The following is a 20604-nucleotide window of genomic DNA, read 5'->3' as shown; positions in this document are numbered from 1 at the left end:
GTTATGTTACATGGGTCGCAAAAAACCCTCCGGTCATGGCCTGTCTGTTAAGCTGACGCCGGATTGCTGGCACACTTGCTGGATAACAAATAAGAAATTGCCGTTGGACAAAGGCCTTCACTTTTCATATTCGGGACTCGGGCATGGTAGCTATTACCCTCACACCTAAAATCAAGAACCTCGACAAGCTTCTCGCACACTGTCATCGCCGCCGCTACACCGCCAAAAGCACCATCATCTATGCGGGCGATCGCTGCGAAACACTGTTCTTCATCGTCAAAGGCTCGGTCACCATCCTCATCGAAGATGACGACGGCCGGGAAATGATCATTGCCTACCTCAATGCCGGGGACTTCTTCGGCGAGATGGGCCTGTTCGAAAAAGAAGGCACGGAGAAGGAACGCAGTGCCTGGGTGCGAGCCAAGACCGAATGCGAGGTCGCGGAAATCAGCTACACCAAGTTCCGCGAACTGACCCAGCAGGACCCGGACATCCTGTTCGCCCTGGGCAGTCAGATGGCCGAGCGTCTGCGCAATACCACACGCAAGGTCGGCGACCTGGCCTTCCTCGACGTCACCGGTCGCGTTGCGCGCACCCTGCTCGACCTGTGCAAACAGCCGGACGCCATGACTCACCCGGACGGCATGCAGATCAAGATCACCCGTCAGGAAATCGGCCGCATCGTCGGTTGCTCGCGCGAGATGGTCGGTCGCGTACTCAAGTCCCTGGAAGAACAGGGCCTGGTGCATGTCAAAGGCAAGACCATGGTGGTGTTCGGCACGCGCTGAACCAGCCCCACAAAAAAGCCGGCTTGATTGCCGGCTTTTTCATGCGCGTTATTCGGGATCGGTACCGATCACTGCGGGCCGGCCACGCTCGGGAAAGAACAGACGCTGCAATTCGCTGCCCGGACTTTCCGCACGCATGAAGGCTTCACCGACGAGGAAGGCATACACCTCGTTGATTTCCATCAGCTCGACATCGGCGCGATTGAGAATGCCGCTTTCGGTCACCACCATGCGATCACGCGGGATGCGCGGCAGCAGGTCGAGGGTGGTTTCCAGGCTGACATCAAAGGTGTGCAGGTTACGGTTGTTGATGCCCACCAGCGGCGTGTCCAGGGTATTGAGCGCACGTTCCAGCTCATCGCCATCATGCACCTCGACCAGCACGTCGAGGCCGAAATCCTTGGCCACCGAGGCCAGCTCGGCCATGCGCACGTCATCCAGGCAGGAGACGATCAGCAGCACGCAGTCGGCGCCAAGGGCACGAGCTTCGACGATCTGGTACGGATCGACCATGAAATCCTTGCGGATCACCGGCAACGCACAGGCGGCGCGCGCCTGCTGCAGGTACTGATCGGCGCCCTGGAAGAAATCGATGTCGGTCAGCACCGACAGGCAGGTGGCGCCACCTGCCTCGTAACTGCGGGCGATATCGGCGGGGACGAAGTCAGCACGCAGCACGCCCTTGCTCGGCGAGGCCTTCTTGATCTCGGCGATCACCGCCGGCTGCTTGCGTGCCGCCTGCTCCTGCAGCGCGCGGGCAAAACCACGCGGCGCATCGGCACTGCGCGCGGCGGCCTCGACCTCGGCCAGGCTGACCTGAACACGGCGCGCCGCCACTTCCTCGAACTTACGGGCGACGATCTTCTCCAGTACGGTTGGTACGCTCACCCTTCGTTCTCCTGTTTGAATACCGCAGTAAAGGACACCAGCTCTTCCAGCTTCTCGCGCGCCAGGCCGGTGTGCAGGGCATCATGCGCCAGCTGCACGCCTTCGCGCAGGCTGCTGGCATGATCGGCGGCATACAACGCCGCACCGGCGTTGAGCACGATCATGTCGGCGGCCTTCTGACCGTTTTCGGTCTTGCGTCGGCCCAGCGCATCACGGATCAGCTCCAGCGACTGCTCGGCGTTGTCGACGGTCAGACCGATCAGGCTCTGGCTCTTGATGCCGAAGTCCTCCGGCTGGATGCGGTACTCGGAAACCACGCCATTGTTCAGCTCGGCAATGAAGGTCGGCGCGGCCAGGCTGACCTCGTCCAGGCCATCCTGGGCGTGCACCACCAGTACATGCTCGCTGCCCAGGCGCTGCAGCACTTCGACCATGGGACGGCACAGCGCCTGACTGAATACGCCGATCACCTGATGCCTGGCGCCGGCCGGGTTGGTCATCGGGCCGAGCATGTTGAAGATGGTGCGCAAGCCCAGCTCGCGGCGCGGGCCGATGGCATGCTTCATCGCGCCATGATGGGCCGGAGCGAACATGAAACCGACACCCACGCTCTCGACGCAGCGCGCCACCTGCTCGGGCTTGAGCCCCAGGTAGACGCCGGCAGACTCGAGCAGATCGGCACTGCCGCTCTTGCCGGAGACCGCGCGGTTACCGTGCTTGGCCACCTTGCCGCCGGCCGCCGCTACGACGAAGGCCGCCGCAGTGGAGACGTTGAAGATATTCATACCGTCGCCGCCGGTGCCGCAGGTATCGACCAGACGTTCGGCATCGATCACCACAGGCGCGGCCAGCTCGCGCATGACGCTGGCAGCACCGACGATCTCGTCGATGGTCTCGCTCTTCATGCGCATGCCCATGAGGAAAGCACCGATCTGCGCGTCGGTGCACTGGCCGGTCATGATCTCGCGCATCACCGCCTGCATTTCCTCGGTGGTCAGATCGAGCTGAGCGACGATCCGATTGAGGGCTTCCTTGATATTCATGTGCGCACGCCTCCGGTCTGCTTGAGGAAGTTGGCGAACAGTTCGTGGCCCTGCTCGGTGAGGATGGACTCGGGGTGGAACTGCACGCCCTCGACGTTCAGGGTCTTGTGGCGCAGGCCCATGATCTCGTCGACCGAGCCGTCTTCATGCTGGGTCCAGGCGGTGATTTCCAGGCAATCCGGCAGGGTTTCGCGCTTGACCACCAGAGAATGATAGCGGGTCACGGTGAGCGGGTTGTTGAGGCCGACGAACACGCCCTTGTCCTCATGGAACACCGGACTGGTCTTGCCGTGCATCACCTGACGCGCACGCACCACGTCGCCGCCATAGGCCTGGCCGATGCTCTGGTGGCCAAGGCAGACGCCGAGAATCGGCAGCTTGCCGGCAAAATGCAGAATGGCCTCGATGGACACGCCTGCTTCGGTCGGCGTGCAGGGGCCGGGCGAGACAACGATGCGCTCGGGCTTGAGCGCTTCGATCTCGGCGATGCTCAGTTCGTCGTTGCGAACCACATGCACGTCGGCGCCCAGCTCCCCCAGGTACTGCACGACGTTGTAGGTGAAGGAGTCGTAGTTGTCGATCATCAAAAGCATGGTACGGCTCCTTTTATTCCTGGGCCTGGACGGCAGTTTGTTCGGCGAGCGCAACGGCGCGGAACATGGCGCGGCGCTTGTTCAGGGTTTCTTCCCACTCCAGCGCGGGCACCGAGTCGGCGACGATGCCGGCACCGGCCTGCACATGCAGCTCGCCGTCCTTGATCACCGCAGTACGGATGGCGATGGCGGTGTCCATGTTGCCGTTCCAGGCGTAGTAGCCGACCGCGCCGCCATAGACGCCGCGTTTGACCGGTTCCAGTTCGTCGATGATTTCCATGGCGCGGATCTTTGGCGCACCGGACAGGGTGCCGGCCGGCAGGATCGCGCGCAGCGCGTCCATCGCCGACAGCTCAGGCTTGAGCTGACCAGTGACGTTGGAGACGATGTGCATGACGTTGGAATAGCGCTCGATGACCATCTTCTCGGTCAGCTTCACCGAACCGATCTGCGACACGCGCCCGGTGTCGTTGCGGCCCAGGTCGATGAGCATCAGGTGTTCGGCGATTTCCTTGGCGTCGGACAGCAGATCCTCTTCCAGCGCCTTGTCCGCTTCCTCGCTGGCGCCACGCGGGCGCGTACCGGCGATGGGGCGCACGGTGACCAGACCGTCCTCGACACGCACCAGCACCTCCGGTGAACTGCCGACCACATGGAAGTCGCCGAAGTTGAAGAAGTACATGTAAGGCGTCGGATTGATGCAGCGCAGTGCACGGTACAGATCGATCGGCGCAGCCTGGAAGGGAATCGACATGCGCTGGGAGATCACCACCTGCATGCAGTCGCCGGCCAGGATGTAATCCTTGATCGAGCTGACCGCGGCCTCGTAGTCGCCCTGGCTGTAGCTGGAGCGGAACGCCGGCTCCTCGCCCAGCGGCGCGGACAGATCCACCCCCAGGCGCGGAGTGATCGGCTGACGCAGCTTGCGCAGGATTTCACGCAGGCGCGCATGGCCTTGCTCGAAGGCGTCCGCCTGGGCCGGATCGGCGAGAACGATGCCGTGCATCTTGCCGGCCAGGTTGTCGAACACCACCACGGCGTCGGAGACCATCAGCAGGATATCCGGGGTGCCCAGCGCATCGGGATTGACGCCGGCGGCCAGCTTGGGCTCGACGTAACGCACGCTGTCGTAACCGAAGTAACCCACCAGGCCGCCGTTGAAGCGCGGCAGACCGGGGATGGTCGGCACCTTGTAGCGCGCCTTGAACTGCTCGACGAACTCCAGCGGGTCGGCACATTGGTGGCGCTCGACCTCGACGCCGTCGGTGCTGACCACGACGTCATGGCCATGCACGCGCAGCACGGTGCGCGCCGGCAGGCCGATGATCGAATAGCGGCCCCATTTCTCGCCGCCCTGCACGGATTCGAGCAGGTAGGAGTTGGGCGCGTCGGCCAGTTTCAGGTAGATGGACAGCGGCGTGTCGAAATCCACCAGGGTTTCGCAGGCCAGGGGAATGCGGTTATAGCCTTCAGCGGCTAAACGCAGGAATTCTTCATGGGTCATGATCAGCCTCATGGCTCGGGGAAAACGGTCGGGTGCAAACGGGCCGCGCGCAGCGGCAGGACGAGATCAGGCGCGCCAGCGCCAACGGGCCAGGGCCTTGATCACTTTCATCCAGAGTTTGCAGCTAACCACCACGGTGCGATCTCGACAGGCGGGGGAATAAAGAGAGCGGCCAAGGTAGCAGCTACAAGCCAAGCGCTGCAAGCGGGGCAAAGCGATAGCTTGGTGGGAGCGGATCTATCCGCGATCTTCATCGCTGATTTCGCGGATAAATCCGCTCCTACAAACGCACAAAGAGCCCATCGACAGTTGAAGACTGGTCAGAGCAGCTCGGCGAGGCTATCGACCACCAGGTTCGGCTTTTCTTCGACAATCGGCCGGCCATGGTTGTAGCCATAGCTCACCGCAACGCAGGGCACGCCCGCCGCGTGAGCGGCCAGCACGTCGTTGCGCGAGTCGCCGACGAACAGCGACTGACCAGCCTCGACACCTGCCAGGTGCATCACTTGCAGCAACGCCGCCGGGTCAGGTTTCTGCTGCGGCAGGGTGTCGCCACCGATGATCCAGCGGAAATACCCCCCCAGACCGACCTGTTCCAGCAACGGCGCGACGAAGCGCTCCGGCTTGTTGGTCACCACGGCGAGTTCGACAGCCGCAGTGCTGAGAGCCTCAAGCAGTTCGTGCACGCCTGGGTAGAGCGCGGTCAGGCTGTGGCAATCGGCGTAGATATCGAGAAAACGCGCCAGCGCCTGCTCCGTCTCCGCTTCGCCCACCGCCGCGTGATCCAGGCCGCCAGCCAGAGCACGGCGCACCAACACCCGCGCGCCATTACCGACCCAGTCGCGAACCTTCTCGACACCGGCCGGCGCACGCCCCAGCTCGACCAGCATGCGGTCGACGGCCTCGGCCAGATCCGGCACCGAGTCGATCAGCGTGCCGTCGAGATCGAACATCACCAGGCGCGGTAACTCGTCGCCGCACAGCTCGCGCAGCGGTTTCATCCACGCACCTGGGCCAGTTCGGCGCGCATGGCGTCGATCACGGCCTTGTAGTCCGGCTGATTGAAGATCGCCGAGCCGGCGACGAAGGTGTCCGCGCCCGCCTCGGCGATCTCGCGGATGTTCTGCACGTTGACGCCACCGTCGATCTCCAGGCGAATCTCACGACCACTGGCGTCGATCAGCGCGCGGGCCTCGCGCAGCTTGTCGAGGGTGCCGGGGATGAACTTCTGCCCACCAAAACCGGGGTTGACGCTCATCAAGAGGATCATGTCGACCTTGTCCATCACGTACTTGAGCACGTCCAGCGGGGTGGCCGGGTTGAACACCAGGCCAGCCTTGGCGCCGCCGGCCTTGATCAGTTGCAGCGAACGGTCGATGTGCTCGGACGCTTCCGGGTGGAAGGTGATGTAGGAGGCGCCCGCCTCAATGAAGTCGCCGATGATGCGATCCACCGGCTTGACCATCAGGTGCGCGTCGATAGGCGCGGTGATGCCGTACTTGCGCAGCGCCGAGCAGACCATCGGGCCGATGGTCAGGTTGGGCACGTAATGGTTGTCCATGACATCGAAGTGGACGATGTCCGCCCCGGCGGCGAGTACGTTATCCACTTCCTCACCCAGACGGGCGAAGTCGGCGGACAGGATCGACGGGGCGATGGCGAAGGGTTGCATGGCGCACCTCTGAGTGCTTGATCACGGTGGCAGGCATTGTAACGGCTCAGAGGCTATCTGGCAGCGCCGCCTGACGACGGCGCACCAGGACAGGCAAGCCCTGCAGAGTGGGAGGCGCTTCAGCGGCGAGCGTTGGGGGGCTAGCGCCGATAGCAGTCGCGGCCAAAGCCCCTCCCACCGTGAGCCTACGGCCTCAGATACCGCCGAGACAGAGGTATTTGATCTCCAGGTACTCATCCAGCCCGTACTTGGAGCCCTCGCGACCCAGCCCCGAGGCCTTCATGCCGCCAAACGGTGCCACTTCGTTGGAGATCAACCCGGTGTTGATGCCGACCATGCCGTATTCCAGCGCCTCGCCGACGCGGAAGGCGCGGCCCAGATCGCGGGTATAGAAGTAGCCAGCCAGGCCGAACTCGGTGTCGTTGGCCTGGCGCACCACCTCGGCTTCGTCACTGAAGCGAAACAGCGGCGCCAGCGGGCCGAAGGTTTCCTCACGCGCCACACGCATGTCCGGCGTCACGTCGATCAGCACGGTGGGTTCGAAGAAGTTGCCGCCCAGCGCCTGGCCGCCCTGCAGCACCTTGGCGCCTTTATCCAGCGCATCGGCCAGATGCGCCTGCACCTTGGCCACGGCATTGGCGTCGATCAGCGGGCCGGTGGTCACGCCCGCTTCGCTGCCCTGCCCGACCTTCAACCTGGCCACCGCCGCTGCCAGCTTCTCGGCAAAGGCATCGTACACGCCATCCTGCACGTAGATGCGGTTGGCGCAGACGCAGGTCTGCCCGGCATTACGGTACTTGGCGACCATGGCGCCCTCGACCGCCGCGTCCAGGTCGGCGTCGTCGAAGACGATGAACGGCGCATTGCCACCCAGCTCCAGGGACAGCTTCTTCAGCGTCGGCGCACACTGCTCCATCAGCTTGATGCCGACGCCAGTGGAGCCGGTGAAGGACAGCTTGCGCACGATGGGGTTGGCGCACAGCTCGGAGCCGACCTCACGAGAACGCTCGGCATCGGCCGGCAGTACGCTGAACAGCCCGGCAGGAATGCCGGCGCGCTCGGCCAGCACGGCCAGCGCCAGCGCGCTGAACGGCGTCTGCGGCGCCGGTTTGAGCACCATGGCGCAGCCGGCGGCCAATGCCGGGCCGGCCTTACGGGTGATCATCGCCGCCGGGAAATTCCACGGGGTGATCGCTGCTGTCACACCCACCGGTTCCTTGGTCACGATCAGGCGCTTGTCCGGCTGATGACCGGGAATGGTGTCGCCATAGACCCGCTTACCCTCCTCGGCGAACCACTCGATGAAGGACGCGGCATACAGCACCTCGCCCCGCGCCTCGGTCAGCGGCTTGCCCTGCTCGGCGGTCATGATCTGCGCCAGGTCTTCCTGATGGGCGAGCATCAGCTCGTACCAGGTGCGCAAACGCGTGGCGCGCTCCTTGGCGGTCAGCGCACGCCAGGCCGGCTGCGCGGCCTGGGCTGCGTTGATGGCGCGGCGGGTTTCGGCCGCGCCCATGTTCGGCACACAGCCCAGGGATTGACCATTGGCCGGGTTGAAGATTTCCGTGACGCTGCCGTCAGGCGCGTCGCACCACTGGCCGTCGACATAGGCCTGATGGCGCAGCAAATCGGGGTCGATCAGTTTCATGTACAACTCCTGCAGCCGAAGGAGCGCCTCCGGCTGCTCAACTCGAAAGAATCACTCAGCCGGCGGCAGGTCCTTGGTGAAGGTCTGGTCGTTCTCGCCACGGAACATCCGCGCGCCGTAGATCAGCGCACACAGGCCGACGCCGATGGCGAAGGCCCAGCCGGCGCCCTTGATCGCCAGCACCGCACCAATCACTCCGGCGATGCCCAGGTCGCGCTGGCTGCGCGCCTCCATGATGCCCAGGCGTACGCTGACATAGCCCTGGATCAGCAGGGTCAGCGCCAGCGCCACACCGAGAATCGGCTGCAACAGGGTCACCACCGGCAGCAGCAGCAGGCCGGTGTTGGTGCCCCAGCGGAACCAGCCGACACCACCGTAGATGGACTTCATCGCCTTGGCGCCGCCCTTGAAGCGCTCGGTAATCACCACTTGCATGGCCGACCACTGCGGGCCGCACATGGCCACGTCCGGGCCGAAGATGCTCATGAAAGCGTTACGCCCCCCGAAGATCATGTGCGAACGGTTGGGGTTGAAGTCGACCTTCTCGTCACTGCGCACATGATCGGCCTCGGACAGAATCGCCCTGGCGCCGAGCACATCGCCGAACACCACCAGATAGGCGGCCAGCACGGTGGGAATGGCGGTGACGAACATCATCAGCGGCGGCATGCCGAGGCCGAACACGGTGTACTCACGCCACAGGGTGGCGAAGTCCGGCTTGCTGATGCCCCACTCGATGCTCGGCCACGGCGCCTCACCGAAGATCGGTGCGACCACCACGGCCAGCAGGATGATCGGGAAGATGCCCAGCTTGGCGAAGTTCCACCAGAAGCGGCTGCGCTTCTTCAGCTCCTGGAAGTGCATGGAGAACACCAGGTAGAAGGCGATACCGACGGCGATGGAGATGGTCCAGGGGAAGATGTCGAAGCGACCGCCCTCCTTGAACACCGTCACCACCGCACTGAGGCCGGCGCCCATGATGATGCCGGCCTTGAGCGCCGAGGGCACCAGCGACACCACCTTGCGCGCCATGCCCGTCACCCCCAGTCCGATGGAGAACGCCCCCAACATCAACTGGAAGGCAATCAATGCATGGATGCGCTCCTGCCCCTCCGGGAACTGGCTGCAGTAGGCCATCAGCAGCGGAATCGCCGGGGTGATCCAGCCCGGCACCACCGGGTCGCCGAGCAGGTGGTGAGTCAGATACAGCAGGCCATTGAGCATGACCACGGCCAGCGCCACCTCGAAGGGCATGCCGAGGAATTCGGTCATCAGCGGGATAGCCGCCAGGTCCACCGCACACATGAGCAGGCCCTGCATGTAGTCGGAGGCTTCAAAGCGGTAATGAATGAACGGCAGACGCACCTTGAACGGCCCCAGCGGCCAGTAAGGGGCTTCCACACCCAGTTCTTGTTGATGCAGTTCGGACATTTGAGTCACCCAGCTTTATTAGAGTTGTAAGCAGCAAGCCCCGGCATTAGCGGGGCTGTCCATCGGTTGTTGCAGAGAAATCAGTAGGCCGCGCGGTAGATCTGCTCGATGTCGCCGGCAGTCAGGCGACGCGGATTGTTGCGCATCAGGCGGTCGATCTTGCTGGCCTCTTCGGCCATCGCCGGGATGGCGTCCTCGGGCACGCCGAAGCTGCGCATGCCCTTGGGAATGTCGACGCTGGCGCACAGCTCGGCCATGGCCTCGACCGCCTGGTCGGCGGCCGCCTTGTCGCTCAGGCCGTGGGTTTGCACACCCAGGGCGGCGGCGATCTCGGCCATGCGCTCGACGCAAGCCAGTTTGTTCCAGGCCATCACGTAGGGCAGCAGCAAGGCATTGCTGACCCCATGGGCGATGTTGAAGCGCCCGCCCAGCGGATAGGCCAGGGCGTGCACGGCGCCAACGCCGGCATTACCGAAGGCCATGCCGCCCATCAGACTGGCGGTGGCCATGTCCTCGCGTGCGGCCAGATCCGCCGGGTTGGCATAGGCCTTGGGCAGCGCCCTGGCGATCAGCTTGATGGCGCCAATGGCCAGCGCGTCGGTAATCGGCGAGGCATTGACCGACAGGTACGACTCCACCGCATGCACCAGGGCATCGACTCCACTGGCGGCGGTGACGCCACGCGGGCAGGTCAGGGTCATCACCGGGCTGACCAGAGCCACGTCGGGCAGCAGGTAATCGCTGACGATGCCCTTTTTCAGCTGCGCCTGCTTGTCCGACAGGATCGACACGTTGGTCACTTCCGAACCGGTGCCGGCGGTAGTCGGAATGGCAATCAGCGGTGGCCCCTTGCGCTTGACCTGATCGACGCCGAACAGCTCTTCCAGCGCACCATCGTGGCCTGCGTAACCGGCCACGGCCTTGGCGATGTCGATGGCGCTGCCACCGCCCACGCCGATCAGTCCGTCGTGGCCGCCGTCACGGTAGGCCTTGGCGCAGGCTTCAACGATGGCGATTTCCGGCTCCGGCTCGACACCGTCGAAGATGCCATAAGCCCGCTCGCCCAGATGCTTGAGCACGTGATCGACCGTACCGGACTTGATCAGGATGGCGTCGGTGACGATCAGCGGGTTGGTGATATTCAGTCGAGGCAGTTCGACCGCCAGTTGCTCCACGGCGCCCTGGCCGGTCAGCAGCTTATTGGCGATCTTGAATGCGGCAATACTCATCAGCAGGCCCCTTATGCGTTGTTATGCTGAACGGGTTCGGGGCTTGCCATAGCCATTCCTGTGCCAGCTCGCTGAAAGCGGCGTGGCAGAAGGCTTGCGTCGATTTGTCACAGCGCGCTGCGGGCCGCGCTTGATCAGAAAACCAATCAGAACACCCTGATCTGATCCATTTTTCAATCAATCCTGTTCCCAGCGTTTCATCTTCTGCACCAGTGTCGCCTGGCTCAGGCCAAGCACCTTGGCCGCTTCGCGGGTGGTCTTGTACTGCATCAGCGCGCGGCGGATAAGACGCCGTTCGAGGTTTTCCACCTGCTTGCGCAGTGGCAGCAGGTCGTCGCCACCGGCATCACCGCGAGCGACGCGCATTTCCTCCGGCAGGTCGAACAGCTCTATGCGCTCGCCGCTGCTGGTGACCACCAGGCGCTCGACCAGGTTGATCAACTCGCGGATGTTGCCGGGCCAGGCATAGTCGGTCAGGGCGTCGAGCGCCTCCAGCTCCCAGCTCAGCGCCCGGCCATAGCGCTGGTTGAACTCGGCCAGGTAGAAATCCAGCAGCGGCTGAATTTCCTCGGGACGCTCGCGCAAGGCCGGAATGTGGATCGGCACGACGTTGAGCCGGTAGTAGAGGTCGGCGCGAAAACGGCCCTCGGCGACCATCTTGCGCAGGTCGTGATGGGTGGCGGTAATGATGCGCACGTCCACCTCCTTCAACTCCAGCCCACCGACCGGAATGAAGCGGCTCTCCTCGATCACCTTGAGCAGCTTGACCTGCAGCGGCAGCGGCAGATCGCCGATTTCATCGAGAAATACCGTGCCCTGGTGCGCCAGTTCGAGCAAACCACGCTTGCCCTTGCTGCCGGCGCCGGTAAAAGCCCCCGGCACATAACCGAACAGCTCGGCCTCGATCAGGTTCTCCGGCAGCGCCCCACAGTTCAGCGCCAGAAACGGCTGCGCCGCACGCGGACTGCTCTTGTGGATGTAGTGGGCGATCAGGGTCTTGCCGACGCCGGTTTCCCCTTGCAGCAACACCTTCACATCACTGCCGGCGACCTGCCGGGCCTGCATGAACACGCGCCCCGAAGCCGGCTTGTCGGCAACCGGCGAGGCATCGAGCAGATCGTCACGCTGCCCGGCATGCAGCTTGGCCGTGCTGTTGCGCAGCTGTTTCAGCTGCTGCAGCTCGTCGCGTTCATGCTTCATACGCAGCAGCTCGGTCATGTCGCGCACGGTGCTGACCACATAGCGCACCTGGCCATCGGCAGCGAAGATCGGCGTACCGCTGACCAACAGGCGTTTGCCCTGGCTGACGCTCTGCATCAACGACAGCGCCTTGCCTTCCTTGAGCACGCGCAAGGACACCGACTGCGAGATCACGCCCTGCTCCACCAGCGCCTGCATGTGCTGGCCGACCACGTCCTCGGCACGCAACCCGGTCAGGCGCTCATAGGCGCTGTTGACCTTGAGGGTAATGCCGTCGGCATCGGTGATGTAGACGCCGTCATGCAACGCGTCGATCAACTCGCGAAAACCGGGATCATCGAAGTCCATCTGGCCGCCTTGTTACGCCGGTAAAACGGAACATTCTACGCCCAGAAACGAACAAGGCCTCGCTGGTTTCCCGGCGAGGCCCTGATGATGAAGCGGCAGCGATCTATTCCGGCGTCGAGGTACGCAGCTTCTCGCTACGCCCGCGCAGCCACTCCAGGGTCAACAGCAGCAGCACCGAAAAGCCGATCAGCAGCGTGGCGGCGGCGGCGATGGTCGGCGACAGGTTCTCGCGGATGCCGCTGAACATCTGCCGTGGCAGGGTGGCCTGCTCCGGGCCGGCGAGGAACAGGGTCACCACCACTTCATCGAACGAGGTGGCGAAGGCGAACAGTGCGCCGGAAATCACCCCGGGCGCGATCAGCGGCAAGGTCACGCGGCGGAAGGTGGTGATCGGCGAGGCACCGAGGCTGGCGGCAGCGCGCACCAGGTTGTGATTGAAGCCCTGCAGGGTGGCCGACACGGTGATGATGACGAAGGGTACGCCGAGCACGGCATGCACCAGGATCAGCGACAGGTAGCTGTTGCCCAGGCCCAGCGGCGCGAAGAACAGGTAGCTGGCGACACCGATGATCACCACCGGGACGATCATCGGCGAGATCAGCAGGCTCATCACCAGCGCCTTGCCGCGAAATTCGCCACGGGTCAGGCCGATGGCCGCCAGGGTGCCGAAGCCCATAGCCAGCATCGTCGCCGCCGGGGCGATGATCAGGCTGTTCTTCAGCGAGCGCATCCAGTCGGCGGACATGAAGAAGTCCTCGTACCAGCGCAGTGAGAAGCCCTGCAGCGGGTAGACCAGAAAGGTGCCGGAGTTGAACGACAGCGGCACGATCACCAGCACCGGCAGGATCAGAAACAGCAGTACCAAGGCGCAGAAGATACGCAGGCCGTAGTACCAGAGGCGCTCGACAGGTGACATGTAGGGGCTGAGCATGGGTTTTACTCCAGTGAGCGTTTTTAGCTCCCCTCTCCCGCTTGCGGGAGAGGGGTTGGGGGCGCCCGGCGTAGGGGAGAGGGTTTGCTAAACAGCCGCCCTCTCCCGCCCTTCGGGCACCCTCTCCCGCAAGCGGGAGAAGGTCATCAGATGGCCTGCTACGCAGGCGTGTTCTATGGCCGCTTTTAGCCAAGCCTCAGCTTGCTGGCGCCGACCAGCCAGCTGTACACCACATAGAGCACCAGGGTCGCGGCCAGCAGCAGGCCGCCGAGGGCCGTGGCCATGCCCCAGTTGATGGTGGTGTTGGTGTAGAAGGCGACGAAGTAGCTGATCATCTGATCGTTCGGGCTGCCCAGCAGCGCCGGGGTGATGTAGTAGCCGATCGACAGGATGAACACCAACAGGCAACCGGCGCCAACACCGGCCAGGGTCTGCGGGAAGTACACCCGCCAGAAACTGGCGAACGGATGACAGCCGAGCGACACCGCCGCACGCATGTAGCTGGGTGAAATGCCCTTCATCACGCTGTAAATCGGCAGAATCATGAACGGCAGCATGATGTGCACCATGGCCACATACACGCCGCTGCGGTTGAACACCAGTTGCAGCGGCTGCTCGATGATCCCCAGCGACATCAACGCGCCGTTGATCAGCCCTCCCGACTGCAATAGCACGATCCAAGCGGCAACCCGCACCAGAATCGAGGTCCAGAACGGCAGCAGCACCAGAATCATCAACAGGTTGCCGGAACGGGTCGGCAGGTTGGCCAGCAGATAAGCCAGCGGATAGGCCAGTACCAGACAGATGGCGGTAATCACCAGGCTCATCCAGAAGGTGCGGGCAAAAATGTCCAGATAGATGGCCTGATCCGGCGTGGCCTTGGCCAGTTCGCCCAGATCGTCGATGCGGTGATCGAGTGCAGCCAGCAGGTAATACGGCGTCACTGACGAGGCATTGCGGCGGATAACCTGCCAGTAGGCGGGGTCACCCCAGCGCTCGTCCATATCGAGGAAGGCTTCCTGGTAGGAAGTCGGCTCCTCGCGCAACGGCAGCTTGCGTGCGGTGCTGCTGACCAGGCTGCGAAAGCCCGCCAGCTCCATGTTCAGGCGCTTGGACAGATCGCCCAGACTCTGGTTACGCCGCGCTTCGAGCATATCGCTGGCAATCGCCCGGTACGCTGCCTCATCCGGCAGGCCACGGCCATCCCAGGCAGCAATCGCCTCGACGGTGCGCGGCAGGCTGCCAACCACTTCCGGGTTGTCGACGCTGCGCATCAGCAGCGCGCCGATCGGCAGCAGGAAGGTCAGCAGGAGGAACAGCAACAGCGGCAGGATCAGCGCCTTGGATTTCAGGCGATTGAAACGCTCGGCACGAGCCAGTCGCTGCTTCAGGCTCGGCCCGGGCAAATCGTTGGCAGGCAGTACGGCGGCCATGGACAACTCCGCAAGCAAGAAAGAAATTCAGACGGCCCCGCCAGGAGGCGGGGCCGGATAGGCGACTTAGCAGGCCGTTGAAAAACGTAGACGAGGCTGGCTGGCCTAGGAAAAAACAGCCGAAAAAGCGCAGTTTACGTGCTGTAAATGAGCATTTTTAGGCTGTTTTTAACGACGGCCAGGCAACGCAGGTAGTTTTTCAACAGCCTGTTAACGCGCGGCCCAGGCGTTGAAACGCTGCTCCAATTGCTCGCCGTAGTCAGCCCAGAAGGTCACGTCGATGGCCACCTGGTTGGCGATGTTTTCCGGGGTGGTCGGCATCAGGTTCAGACGCTCCGGCGCCAGCAGCTCGATGGCCTTCTTGTTGGCCGGACCGTAGGCGATGTTTTCCGAATAGGTCTTCTGCGCTTCAGGCTTCACCGCATAGGCAATGAACGCCTTGGCCACTTCGGCGTTCTTGGCGCCACGCGGAATGGCCCAGGAATCGAAGTCGTAGATGCCGCCGTTCCACACCACCTGCAGGTTGCTCTCGGCCTGCACTGCCGCGATACGGCCGTTGTAGGCCGAGCTCATGACCACGTCACCGGAGGCGAGGTACTGCGGCGGCTGGGCACCAGCTTCCCACCACTGGATGCTGGGTTTCAGCTCGTCGAGCTTCTTGAACGCGCGATCCTGGCCTTCCTTGGTGGCCAGCACCTTGTACACGTCCTTGACCGGTACGCCGTCGGCCATCAGGGCGAATTCCAGGGTGTACTTGGCGCCCTTGCGCAGACCGCGCTTGCCCGGGAATTTCTGTACATCCCAGAAGTCGGCCCAGCTGGTCGGTGCCGTGCTCAGTTTGTCGGCGTTGTACGCCAGCACCGTGGACCAGACGAAGAAGCCCACGCCGCACGGCTGGATGGCGCCGTCGATAAAGTTGGCCTCGTCGCCGAACTGCGCCGGGTCGAGCTCCTCGAACAGGCCCTCGTCACAGCCACGGGCCAGCTCCGGCGACTCCACCTCGACCAGATCCCAGCTCACACTGCGGGTGTCGACCATGGCTTTGACCTTGGCCATTTCACCGTTGTATTCGCCGCCGATCACCTTGTTGCCGGTGTCCTTCTCGAAGGGTTCGTAGAACGCCTTGACCTGCGCCGCCTTGTTCGCGCCGCCGAAGGAAACCGCTGTCAGATCCACCGCCAGTGCCGGCATGGCACAACTAACGCCCAGGGCCAAGGCCGCGAGCTTCAGGGATTTCGTCATTCTTATCAGCTCCTCTGTGTTACGGGGTAAAGGTGAAGCACTGCGCGAAAGGCTCACTCGACGTGGAGTGGATCCAGCGCGCGGACATGCTCGACAGACCAGCCGAGCGGAACCAGGTCACCAACCGTCAGCGCCGGGTCGAGCTCGGCCACCGGTTGTTTGACGTAGAAATCGGATTGGCCGCAGACCTCCATGCGAATGCGCACGTGGTCGCCCAGGTAGATGAACTCGGCGATGCGCCCGGAGAAACGATTCGGGCAGGCCTCGCTGTGACCGTTCAGGCGAATGCGTTCGGGGCGAATCGACAGGCTCACCTGCTCGCCCACGGCACCGACGTTGACCGCCGTGGCCTTGATTTCCTCGCCACGCGCCAGGCGCACCACGCACTGCTCGCCATCGCGGCTGACCAGCTCGCCAGGCAGGCGGTTGTTCTCGCCGATGAACTGGGCGACGAAGGTGTTGTGCGGGGTTTCGTAAAGCTCGCGCGGCGGGGCGATCTGCTGGATCTCGCCCTGATGGAACACCGCCACGCGGTCGGACATGGTCAGCGCCTCGCCCTGATCGTGGGTCACGTAGACCACGGTCACGCCCAGGCTCTGGTGCAGATGCTTGATCTCCATCTGCATGTGCTCGCGCAACTGCTTGTCCAGCGCACCGAGGGGTTCGTCCATCAGCACCAGCTGCGGCTCGAACACCAGCGCACGGGCCAAGGCCACACGCTGCTGCTGACCACCGGAGAGCTGGCCCGGATAACGGTTGCGGAAGCTGTCGAGCTGCACCATCGACAGCGCACGCTTGACCCGCTCGCTGATGTCGGTGCGCGACATGCCGCGCACGCTCAAGGGGAAGGCCAGGTTCTCCGCCACGGTCATGTGCGGGAACAGCGCGTAGTTCTGGAACACCATGCCGATGTCGCGCTTGTGCGGCGGCAGTTTGTTCAGCGAGCGGCCATCGAGGAGGATTTCGCCCGCGGTGGGCGTCTCGAACCCGGCCAGCATCATCAGGCTGGTGGTCTTGCCGGAACCGGACGGGCCGAGCAGAGTCAGAAACTCACCCTTGCGGATATCCAGGTTGAGGTCTTTGACGATCAGCGTTTCGCCGTCATAGCTCTTCTGCACGCCACGGAAGCTCACCAGTACATCGTTTGCCATCACACCACACCCTTGTTCTTGTCTCAGGCCGATGGCCAAGAGTAGGCCGGCAAGCACGAGTGAAAAATCGGGCGGGATGACAAGCTGATATCAGGCGCGAGGAGAATCTTGTGTAGGGCTCGCCCTACAAATTCCGAGCGATTGCCTCGGTTATCGAAGACACCCCATGGGTAGGGTGGACATCGCTTTTCATGTCCACCGATGCGGATGTACTCGTACCGCAACGGTGGATGAAAAGAGCGTCATCCACCCTGCTGGAACAGCTGGGCGGCATTGCGCTTCAGCCGCAAAGCTCCCGCAGGCAATTCATCGCGGCTGAAGCCGCTCCTACACAAGCTGCCTCAGACCAGACGATGCTCCATGGCGTAGCGCACCAGGTCGGCCACCGAATGCGCACCGAGCTTCTGCATCAGGCGCGCCTTGTGCGTACTCACCGTCTTGTTGCTCACCGCCAGGTGCAGGGCGATATCGTTGACGCCCTCGCCACGTACCAGGCGCTCGAACACCGAGAACTCGCGCTCGGACAGTTGCGCGTGGGGCGGGCGCGAATCGGTCAGGCCGACCTCAAAGACCATGCGGTCGGCCAGCGCCGGGTCGATGTAGCGACCGCCGCTGGCCACCTTGCGGATCGCCGTGATCAGCAGCGCCGGATCGCTGTCCTTGGTCGCGTAGCCGGCGGCACCGGCCTTGAGCGCGCGCGCCGCCATCTGCGCTTCGTCGTGCATGGACAGCACCAGAATCGCAGGGGCGCCGGTCAGCGCACGGATCCGCGGAATGGCTTCCAGACCGTTGACGCCGGGCATGGAGATATCCAGCAGCACAACGTCACAGGGCGTGCGGCGCAGCACGTCGAGCAGTTGCTCGCCATTGCAGGCCTCACCCGCCACCTCGAGATCGCGGGCCATGCCAATCAGTTGCTTGATGCCTTCCCGCACGATGGTGTGGTCTTCGGCCACCAGTACCCGAATCACGCTGCGATCTCCTCATCCAGGGTTATGCGCGCGCACAGGGTAGTGCCCTCGCCCGGCTGGCTGTCAATCTGCAACTGGCCACCGAGCATGAGCATGCGCTCCTGCATGCCGACCAGGCCGAAGGATTGCCCAGGCTTGCGCAGCGCCGGATCGAAGCCCTTGCCATCGTCGGCCACCGACAGACACAGGGCGCCGCCCTCCTGCCAGAGACGCACCTCGACGCTGTGCGCGCCGGCGTGACGCATGACGTTGGTCAGCGCCTCCTGAAGGATGCGGAACAGGCCGATGGCCTGGGCATCGGGCAAACGCGGCAGATGCTCCGGCACCTCCACCAGACAGGGAATCTGCGTGCGTTCCTCGAAGCGGCGCACCTGCCATTCGATGGCCGAGGCAATGCCGGCATCGAGAATCGGCGGGCGTAGCGCCGTGGCGACATCGCGCACCAGCTGGAACAACTGGGCGATCAGGCGCTTCATGCTGGTCAGGCGCTCGTCCAGCTCGGGAATCTGCCCGGCGCAGACCAGCTCGCACATGGCGGTTTCCAGCTTGAGCACGGTCAGCACCTGGCCCAACTCGTCATGTACTTCGCGGGCGATACGCGCCTTCTCTTCCTCGCGTACGCTTTCCAGGTGCGCCGACAGTTCACGCAGACGCCCGCGCGAATCGGCCAGGGCCAGCTCGGCCAGTTTGTTCTCGGTGATGTCCCAGAGAATCCCGTCCCAGACCACCCGGCCATTGCCCAGCGGGCGCGCGGTGGTACGGATATCGGCCCACAGCACCTCCTGGTCGGCGGTGAGGATGCGCCCCTGCCAGTACCAGTCGCTCTCGCCCTGCAGCGCCAGGGTCTGGCTGTTGAGGTAGCTGCTCAGATCCTGCGGATGCACCAGGCTGCGGATACCGCGATCCTCACACTGCAGCTCGCGGGCCGGCCAGCCGACCATCTCCTGGCTGGCTTCGCTGATGTAGGCGAAATTGACCACCGCACCCGGCCCGGCACGTTCCAGACGAAACACCAGACCCGGCACGTTGCCAGCGATGCCCTTGAAGCGTGCCTCGCTCTCCTCCAGCGCGGCGCGGGCGCGGCGGCGCTCGGTGACATCGCTGAGAAACACCACCAGGTACTCGGCCTGGCGATAGCGCAGAAAACTCAGCGAGACGTCAGCCGGCATGCGGCTGCCATCGGCGCGCAGACAGTCCACCTCGAAGCTCGGTGAACCTTCATCCTGCTCACGCACGCGCTTCCACAGGTTGAGCCAGCGGTCCATGTGCAGGCCGGGCTCCAGCTGGCTCAACGGTTTGTCCACCAATTCGCCGCTGGCGTAGCCGAGCATGCGTTCGGCCGCGCGGTTGGCATACCGCAGGTGGCTGTCCCAGTTGACCCAGAGAATGCCCACGGTGCTGTGGTCAATGGAGAACTGGCTCAGGCGCAGCGCCTCGGCGGCCTGCTGGTGACGATCCAGCTCGCCGCGCGCGCCAAGCAGCCCGCGCTCGAGCAGACGGGTCTGCTGGCGCTGCCGATACAGCGCCGTGCCGATGATCAGTAACAGCAGGCAGAGGAACAGTGCCAGGGTCTTCCAGAAGCCGACGAAGTCGGTGGATTGCGGATAACGCAGCGGCATCCAGGTGTCGCGCAGCTCCTCCAGCTCGCGTGCAGGCAGTGCTTGCAGGGCCCGGTCGATAATCCCGGACAACAGCGGCTGATCGCGGCGCGTGGCCAGACGCAGCAGCTGCGGCAAGCCGATATCCCCGACGATGCTCAGGTTGGAGAAGCGCGACTCGCGCAGCAGCAGGCTGAGGCTCGCTTCATCGAGCACCGCATAGCTGACCTCCTGATTCAGCACCAGCAGCAAGGCGGCGCGATCCGAAGGCGTTGCGCGCAAACGCAGGTTGCTATGGGTGCGCGCCAGATATTCGGCCGCCTGGCTCGGTGTGCGCAACGCCACCATCTGCTCCAGCGGCAGCTGGTCGAGATCCACCGCGCCACTGCCACTGCGCTCGCCAACCACCAGATGCGGCACACGCAGATAGGGCATGGAGTAATGCCAGATACGCAGGCCGGCGGGCGTCTGCTGCAGGCCTGGCGCCAGGTCGATCTCGCCAGCGCTGGCGGCTCGCTCCAGCGCCGCCAGGTCTGGATACACACGCCAGTCGGCGGCGACGCCCATGCCTTCGAGCAAACGCTGCATCAGCTCGACATTGGCGCCGGTCAATTGCCGGTTCTGCCCACGCTGCACCCAGGGCGCCTGCTGGATCAGGCCCACGCGCAACTGCGGATGTTGCTTGAGCCAGGCGCGCTGCTCAGCATCGAAAGCCGGACGCAATGGCAGGCGCGCGCTCTCGGCCCAGACGCCGGAGGTAGCCAGTACCAACAGGAAGGAGAGGAAATGGAGAAGGGACTTCATGCACGGTGAATCCGCTGACGCGATCCCCTACCTTACTCCAGTCTTGTGCCAATGCCCTGACAAAAGCGGGGCTCGGCATTGGCAGGCCGTTGAAAAACTACCTGCGCTGGCAATACTGCGTTAAAAAACA

General features: G+C 63.8%; 17 protein-coding genes. 1 reads left to right on the top strand and 16 read right to left on the bottom strand.

Features of this window, described 5'->3' with window-relative positions; all coding sequences use genetic code 11:
* The first annotated feature begins 143 nt into the window (after window positions 1–143).
* On the top strand, window positions 144–788 hold the full coding sequence (gene crp, locus ACN8M7_RS24520) for a cAMP-activated global transcriptional regulator CRP (RefSeq protein WP_037000119.1): 645 nt from the start codon (window positions 144–146) through the stop codon (window positions 786–788).
* 48 nt (window positions 789–836) lie between these two features.
* Here crp and trpC read toward each other — a convergent pair whose 3' ends face one another.
* The 16 genes from trpC to ACN8M7_RS24440 all read right to left on the bottom strand — a co-directional run bounded on the left by trpC (window position 837) and on the right by ACN8M7_RS24440 (window position 20474).
* Complete coding sequence (gene trpC, locus ACN8M7_RS24515; protein WP_490262476.1) at window positions 837–1676, bottom strand: indole-3-glycerol phosphate synthase TrpC; 840 nt, start codon at window positions 1674–1676, stop codon at window positions 837–839.
* Window positions 1673–2719, bottom strand: a complete 1047-nt coding sequence (gene trpD, locus ACN8M7_RS24510; RefSeq protein ID WP_490262475.1) for an anthranilate phosphoribosyltransferase — start codon at window positions 2717–2719, stop codon at window positions 1673–1675. Before trpD ends, trpC begins: the two co-directional genes overlap by 4 nt.
* Window positions 2716–3312 carry an aminodeoxychorismate/anthranilate synthase component II gene (locus tag ACN8M7_RS24505; protein WP_490262474.1) on the bottom strand — a complete coding sequence of 199 codons (597 nt, stop codon included), beginning with the start codon at window positions 3310–3312 and terminating at the stop codon, window positions 2716–2718. Before ACN8M7_RS24505 ends, trpD begins: the two co-directional genes overlap by 4 nt.
* Before the next feature lie 13 nt (window positions 3313–3325).
* Window positions 3326–4816 (bottom strand): anthranilate synthase component I, encoded by a 1491-nt coding sequence (trpE, locus tag ACN8M7_RS24500; protein WP_490262473.1) that lies wholly within the window; start codon window positions 4814–4816, stop codon window positions 3326–3328.
* A 320-nt stretch (window positions 4817–5136) separates the two neighbouring features.
* Window positions 5137–5817: a phosphoglycolate phosphatase gene (locus tag ACN8M7_RS24495; protein WP_490262472.1), complete on the bottom strand. Its 681-nt coding sequence runs from the start codon at window positions 5815–5817 to the stop codon at window positions 5137–5139.
* Entirely contained in the window at window positions 5814–6488 is a 675-nt protein-coding gene (gene rpe, locus ACN8M7_RS24490; protein WP_013717380.1) for a ribulose-phosphate 3-epimerase, read from the bottom strand. The genes ACN8M7_RS24495 and rpe overlap by 4 nt, the downstream gene beginning before the upstream one ends.
* A 193-nt stretch (window positions 6489–6681) precedes the next feature.
* Window positions 6682–8136, bottom strand: coding sequence for an NADP-dependent succinate-semialdehyde dehydrogenase (gene gabD, locus ACN8M7_RS24485; RefSeq protein WP_490262471.1), 1455 nt, complete (start codon window positions 8134–8136; stop codon window positions 6682–6684).
* A 51-nt stretch (window positions 8137–8187) separates the two neighbouring features.
* The gene (locus ACN8M7_RS24480) at window positions 8188–9567 is read right to left on the bottom strand and encodes a hypothetical protein (protein WP_061242606.1); all 1380 of its coding nucleotides are present in this window, start codon (window positions 9565–9567) and stop codon (window positions 8188–8190) included.
* 80 nt (window positions 9568–9647) lie between these two features.
* Entirely contained in the window at window positions 9648–10796 is a 1149-nt protein-coding gene (locus ACN8M7_RS24475; protein WP_490262470.1) for an iron-containing alcohol dehydrogenase, read from the bottom strand.
* A gap of 177 nt (window positions 10797–10973) precedes the next feature.
* Window positions 10974–12344, bottom strand: coding sequence for a sigma-54 interaction domain-containing protein (locus tag ACN8M7_RS24470; RefSeq protein ID WP_490262469.1), 1371 nt, complete (start codon window positions 12342–12344; stop codon window positions 10974–10976).
* Between the two features lie 103 nt (window positions 12345–12447).
* Window positions 12448–13275 (bottom strand): ABC transporter permease, encoded by an 828-nt coding sequence (locus ACN8M7_RS24465; RefSeq protein WP_061242613.1) that lies wholly within the window; start codon window positions 13273–13275, stop codon window positions 12448–12450.
* Between the two features lie 185 nt (window positions 13276–13460).
* Window positions 13461–14708, bottom strand: a complete 1248-nt coding sequence (locus ACN8M7_RS24460) for an ABC transporter permease (protein ID WP_490262468.1) — start codon at window positions 14706–14708, stop codon at window positions 13461–13463.
* A 210-nt stretch (window positions 14709–14918) separates the two neighbouring features.
* Window positions 14919–15950, bottom strand: coding sequence for an ABC transporter substrate-binding protein (locus ACN8M7_RS24455; RefSeq protein ID WP_490262467.1), 1032 nt, complete (start codon window positions 15948–15950; stop codon window positions 14919–14921).
* Between the two features lie 53 nt (window positions 15951–16003).
* Window positions 16004–17101, bottom strand: coding sequence for an ABC transporter ATP-binding protein (locus ACN8M7_RS24450; RefSeq protein WP_490262466.1), 1098 nt, complete (start codon window positions 17099–17101; stop codon window positions 16004–16006).
* Window positions 17102–17442: 341 nt separating this feature from the next.
* Window positions 17443–18072, bottom strand: a complete 630-nt coding sequence (locus ACN8M7_RS24445) for a response regulator (protein WP_490262465.1) — start codon at window positions 18070–18072, stop codon at window positions 17443–17445.
* A complete protein-coding gene (locus tag ACN8M7_RS24440) occupies window positions 18069–20474 on the bottom strand; it encodes a PAS domain-containing sensor histidine kinase (protein WP_490262464.1) in 2406 nt (801 codons plus the stop codon). Before ACN8M7_RS24440 ends, ACN8M7_RS24445 begins: the two co-directional genes overlap by 4 nt.
* Window positions 20475–20604 lie beyond the last annotated feature (130 nt).

The sequence above is a fragment of the Pseudomonas spartinae genome (genome assembly GCF_965197125.1).
In the GTDB taxonomy this organism is placed as follows: Bacteria; Pseudomonadota; Gammaproteobacteria; order Pseudomonadales; family Pseudomonadaceae; genus Aquipseudomonas; species Aquipseudomonas composti_A.
This window is presented reverse-complemented; position numbering and strand designations above follow the sequence as displayed.

Excerpts from the sequence above, each read along its gene's own strand:
- ACN8M7_RS24450 (WP_490262466.1), bottom strand. The coding sequence starts at position 17,101 with ATGGCAAACGATGTACTGGTGAGCTTCCGTGGCGTGCAGAAGAGCTAT.
- ACN8M7_RS24480 (WP_061242606.1), bottom strand. The coding sequence starts at position 9,567 with ATGTCCGAACTGCATCAACAAGAACTGGGTGTGGAAGCCCCTTACTGG.
- crp (WP_037000119.1), top strand. The coding sequence starts at position 144 with ATGGTAGCTATTACCCTCACACCTAAAATCAAGAACCTCGACAAGCTT.
- gabD (WP_490262471.1), bottom strand. The coding sequence starts at position 8,136 with ATGAAACTGATCGACCCCGATTTGCTGCGCCATCAGGCCTATGTCGAC.
- ACN8M7_RS24440 (WP_490262464.1), bottom strand. The coding sequence starts at position 20,474 with ATGAAGTCCCTTCTCCATTTCCTCTCCTTCCTGTTGGTACTGGCTACC.
- ACN8M7_RS24475 (WP_490262470.1), bottom strand. The coding sequence starts at position 10,796 with ATGAGTATTGCCGCATTCAAGATCGCCAATAAGCTGCTGACCGGCCAG.
- ACN8M7_RS24455 (WP_490262467.1), bottom strand. The coding sequence starts at position 15,950 with ATGACGAAATCCCTGAAGCTCGCGGCCTTGGCCCTGGGCGTTAGTTGT.
- trpE (WP_490262473.1), bottom strand. The coding sequence starts at position 4,816 with ATGACCCATGAAGAATTCCTGCGTTTAGCCGCTGAAGGCTATAACCGC.
- ACN8M7_RS24495 (WP_490262472.1), bottom strand. The coding sequence starts at position 5,817 with ATGAAACCGCTGCGCGAGCTGTGCGGCGACGAGTTACCGCGCCTGGTG.
- ACN8M7_RS24470 (WP_490262469.1), bottom strand. The coding sequence starts at position 12,344 with ATGGACTTCGATGATCCCGGTTTTCGCGAGTTGATCGACGCGTTGCAT.
- ACN8M7_RS24505 (WP_490262474.1), bottom strand. The coding sequence starts at position 3,312 with ATGCTTTTGATGATCGACAACTACGACTCCTTCACCTACAACGTCGTG.
- trpD (WP_490262475.1), bottom strand. The coding sequence starts at position 2,719 with ATGAATATCAAGGAAGCCCTCAATCGGATCGTCGCTCAGCTCGATCTG.
- ACN8M7_RS24465 (WP_061242613.1), bottom strand. The coding sequence starts at position 13,275 with ATGCTCAGCCCCTACATGTCACCTGTCGAGCGCCTCTGGTACTACGGC.
- rpe (WP_013717380.1), bottom strand. The coding sequence starts at position 6,488 with ATGCAACCCTTCGCCATCGCCCCGTCGATCCTGTCCGCCGACTTCGCC.
- ACN8M7_RS24460 (WP_490262468.1), bottom strand. The coding sequence starts at position 14,708 with ATGGCCGCCGTACTGCCTGCCAACGATTTGCCCGGGCCGAGCCTGAAG.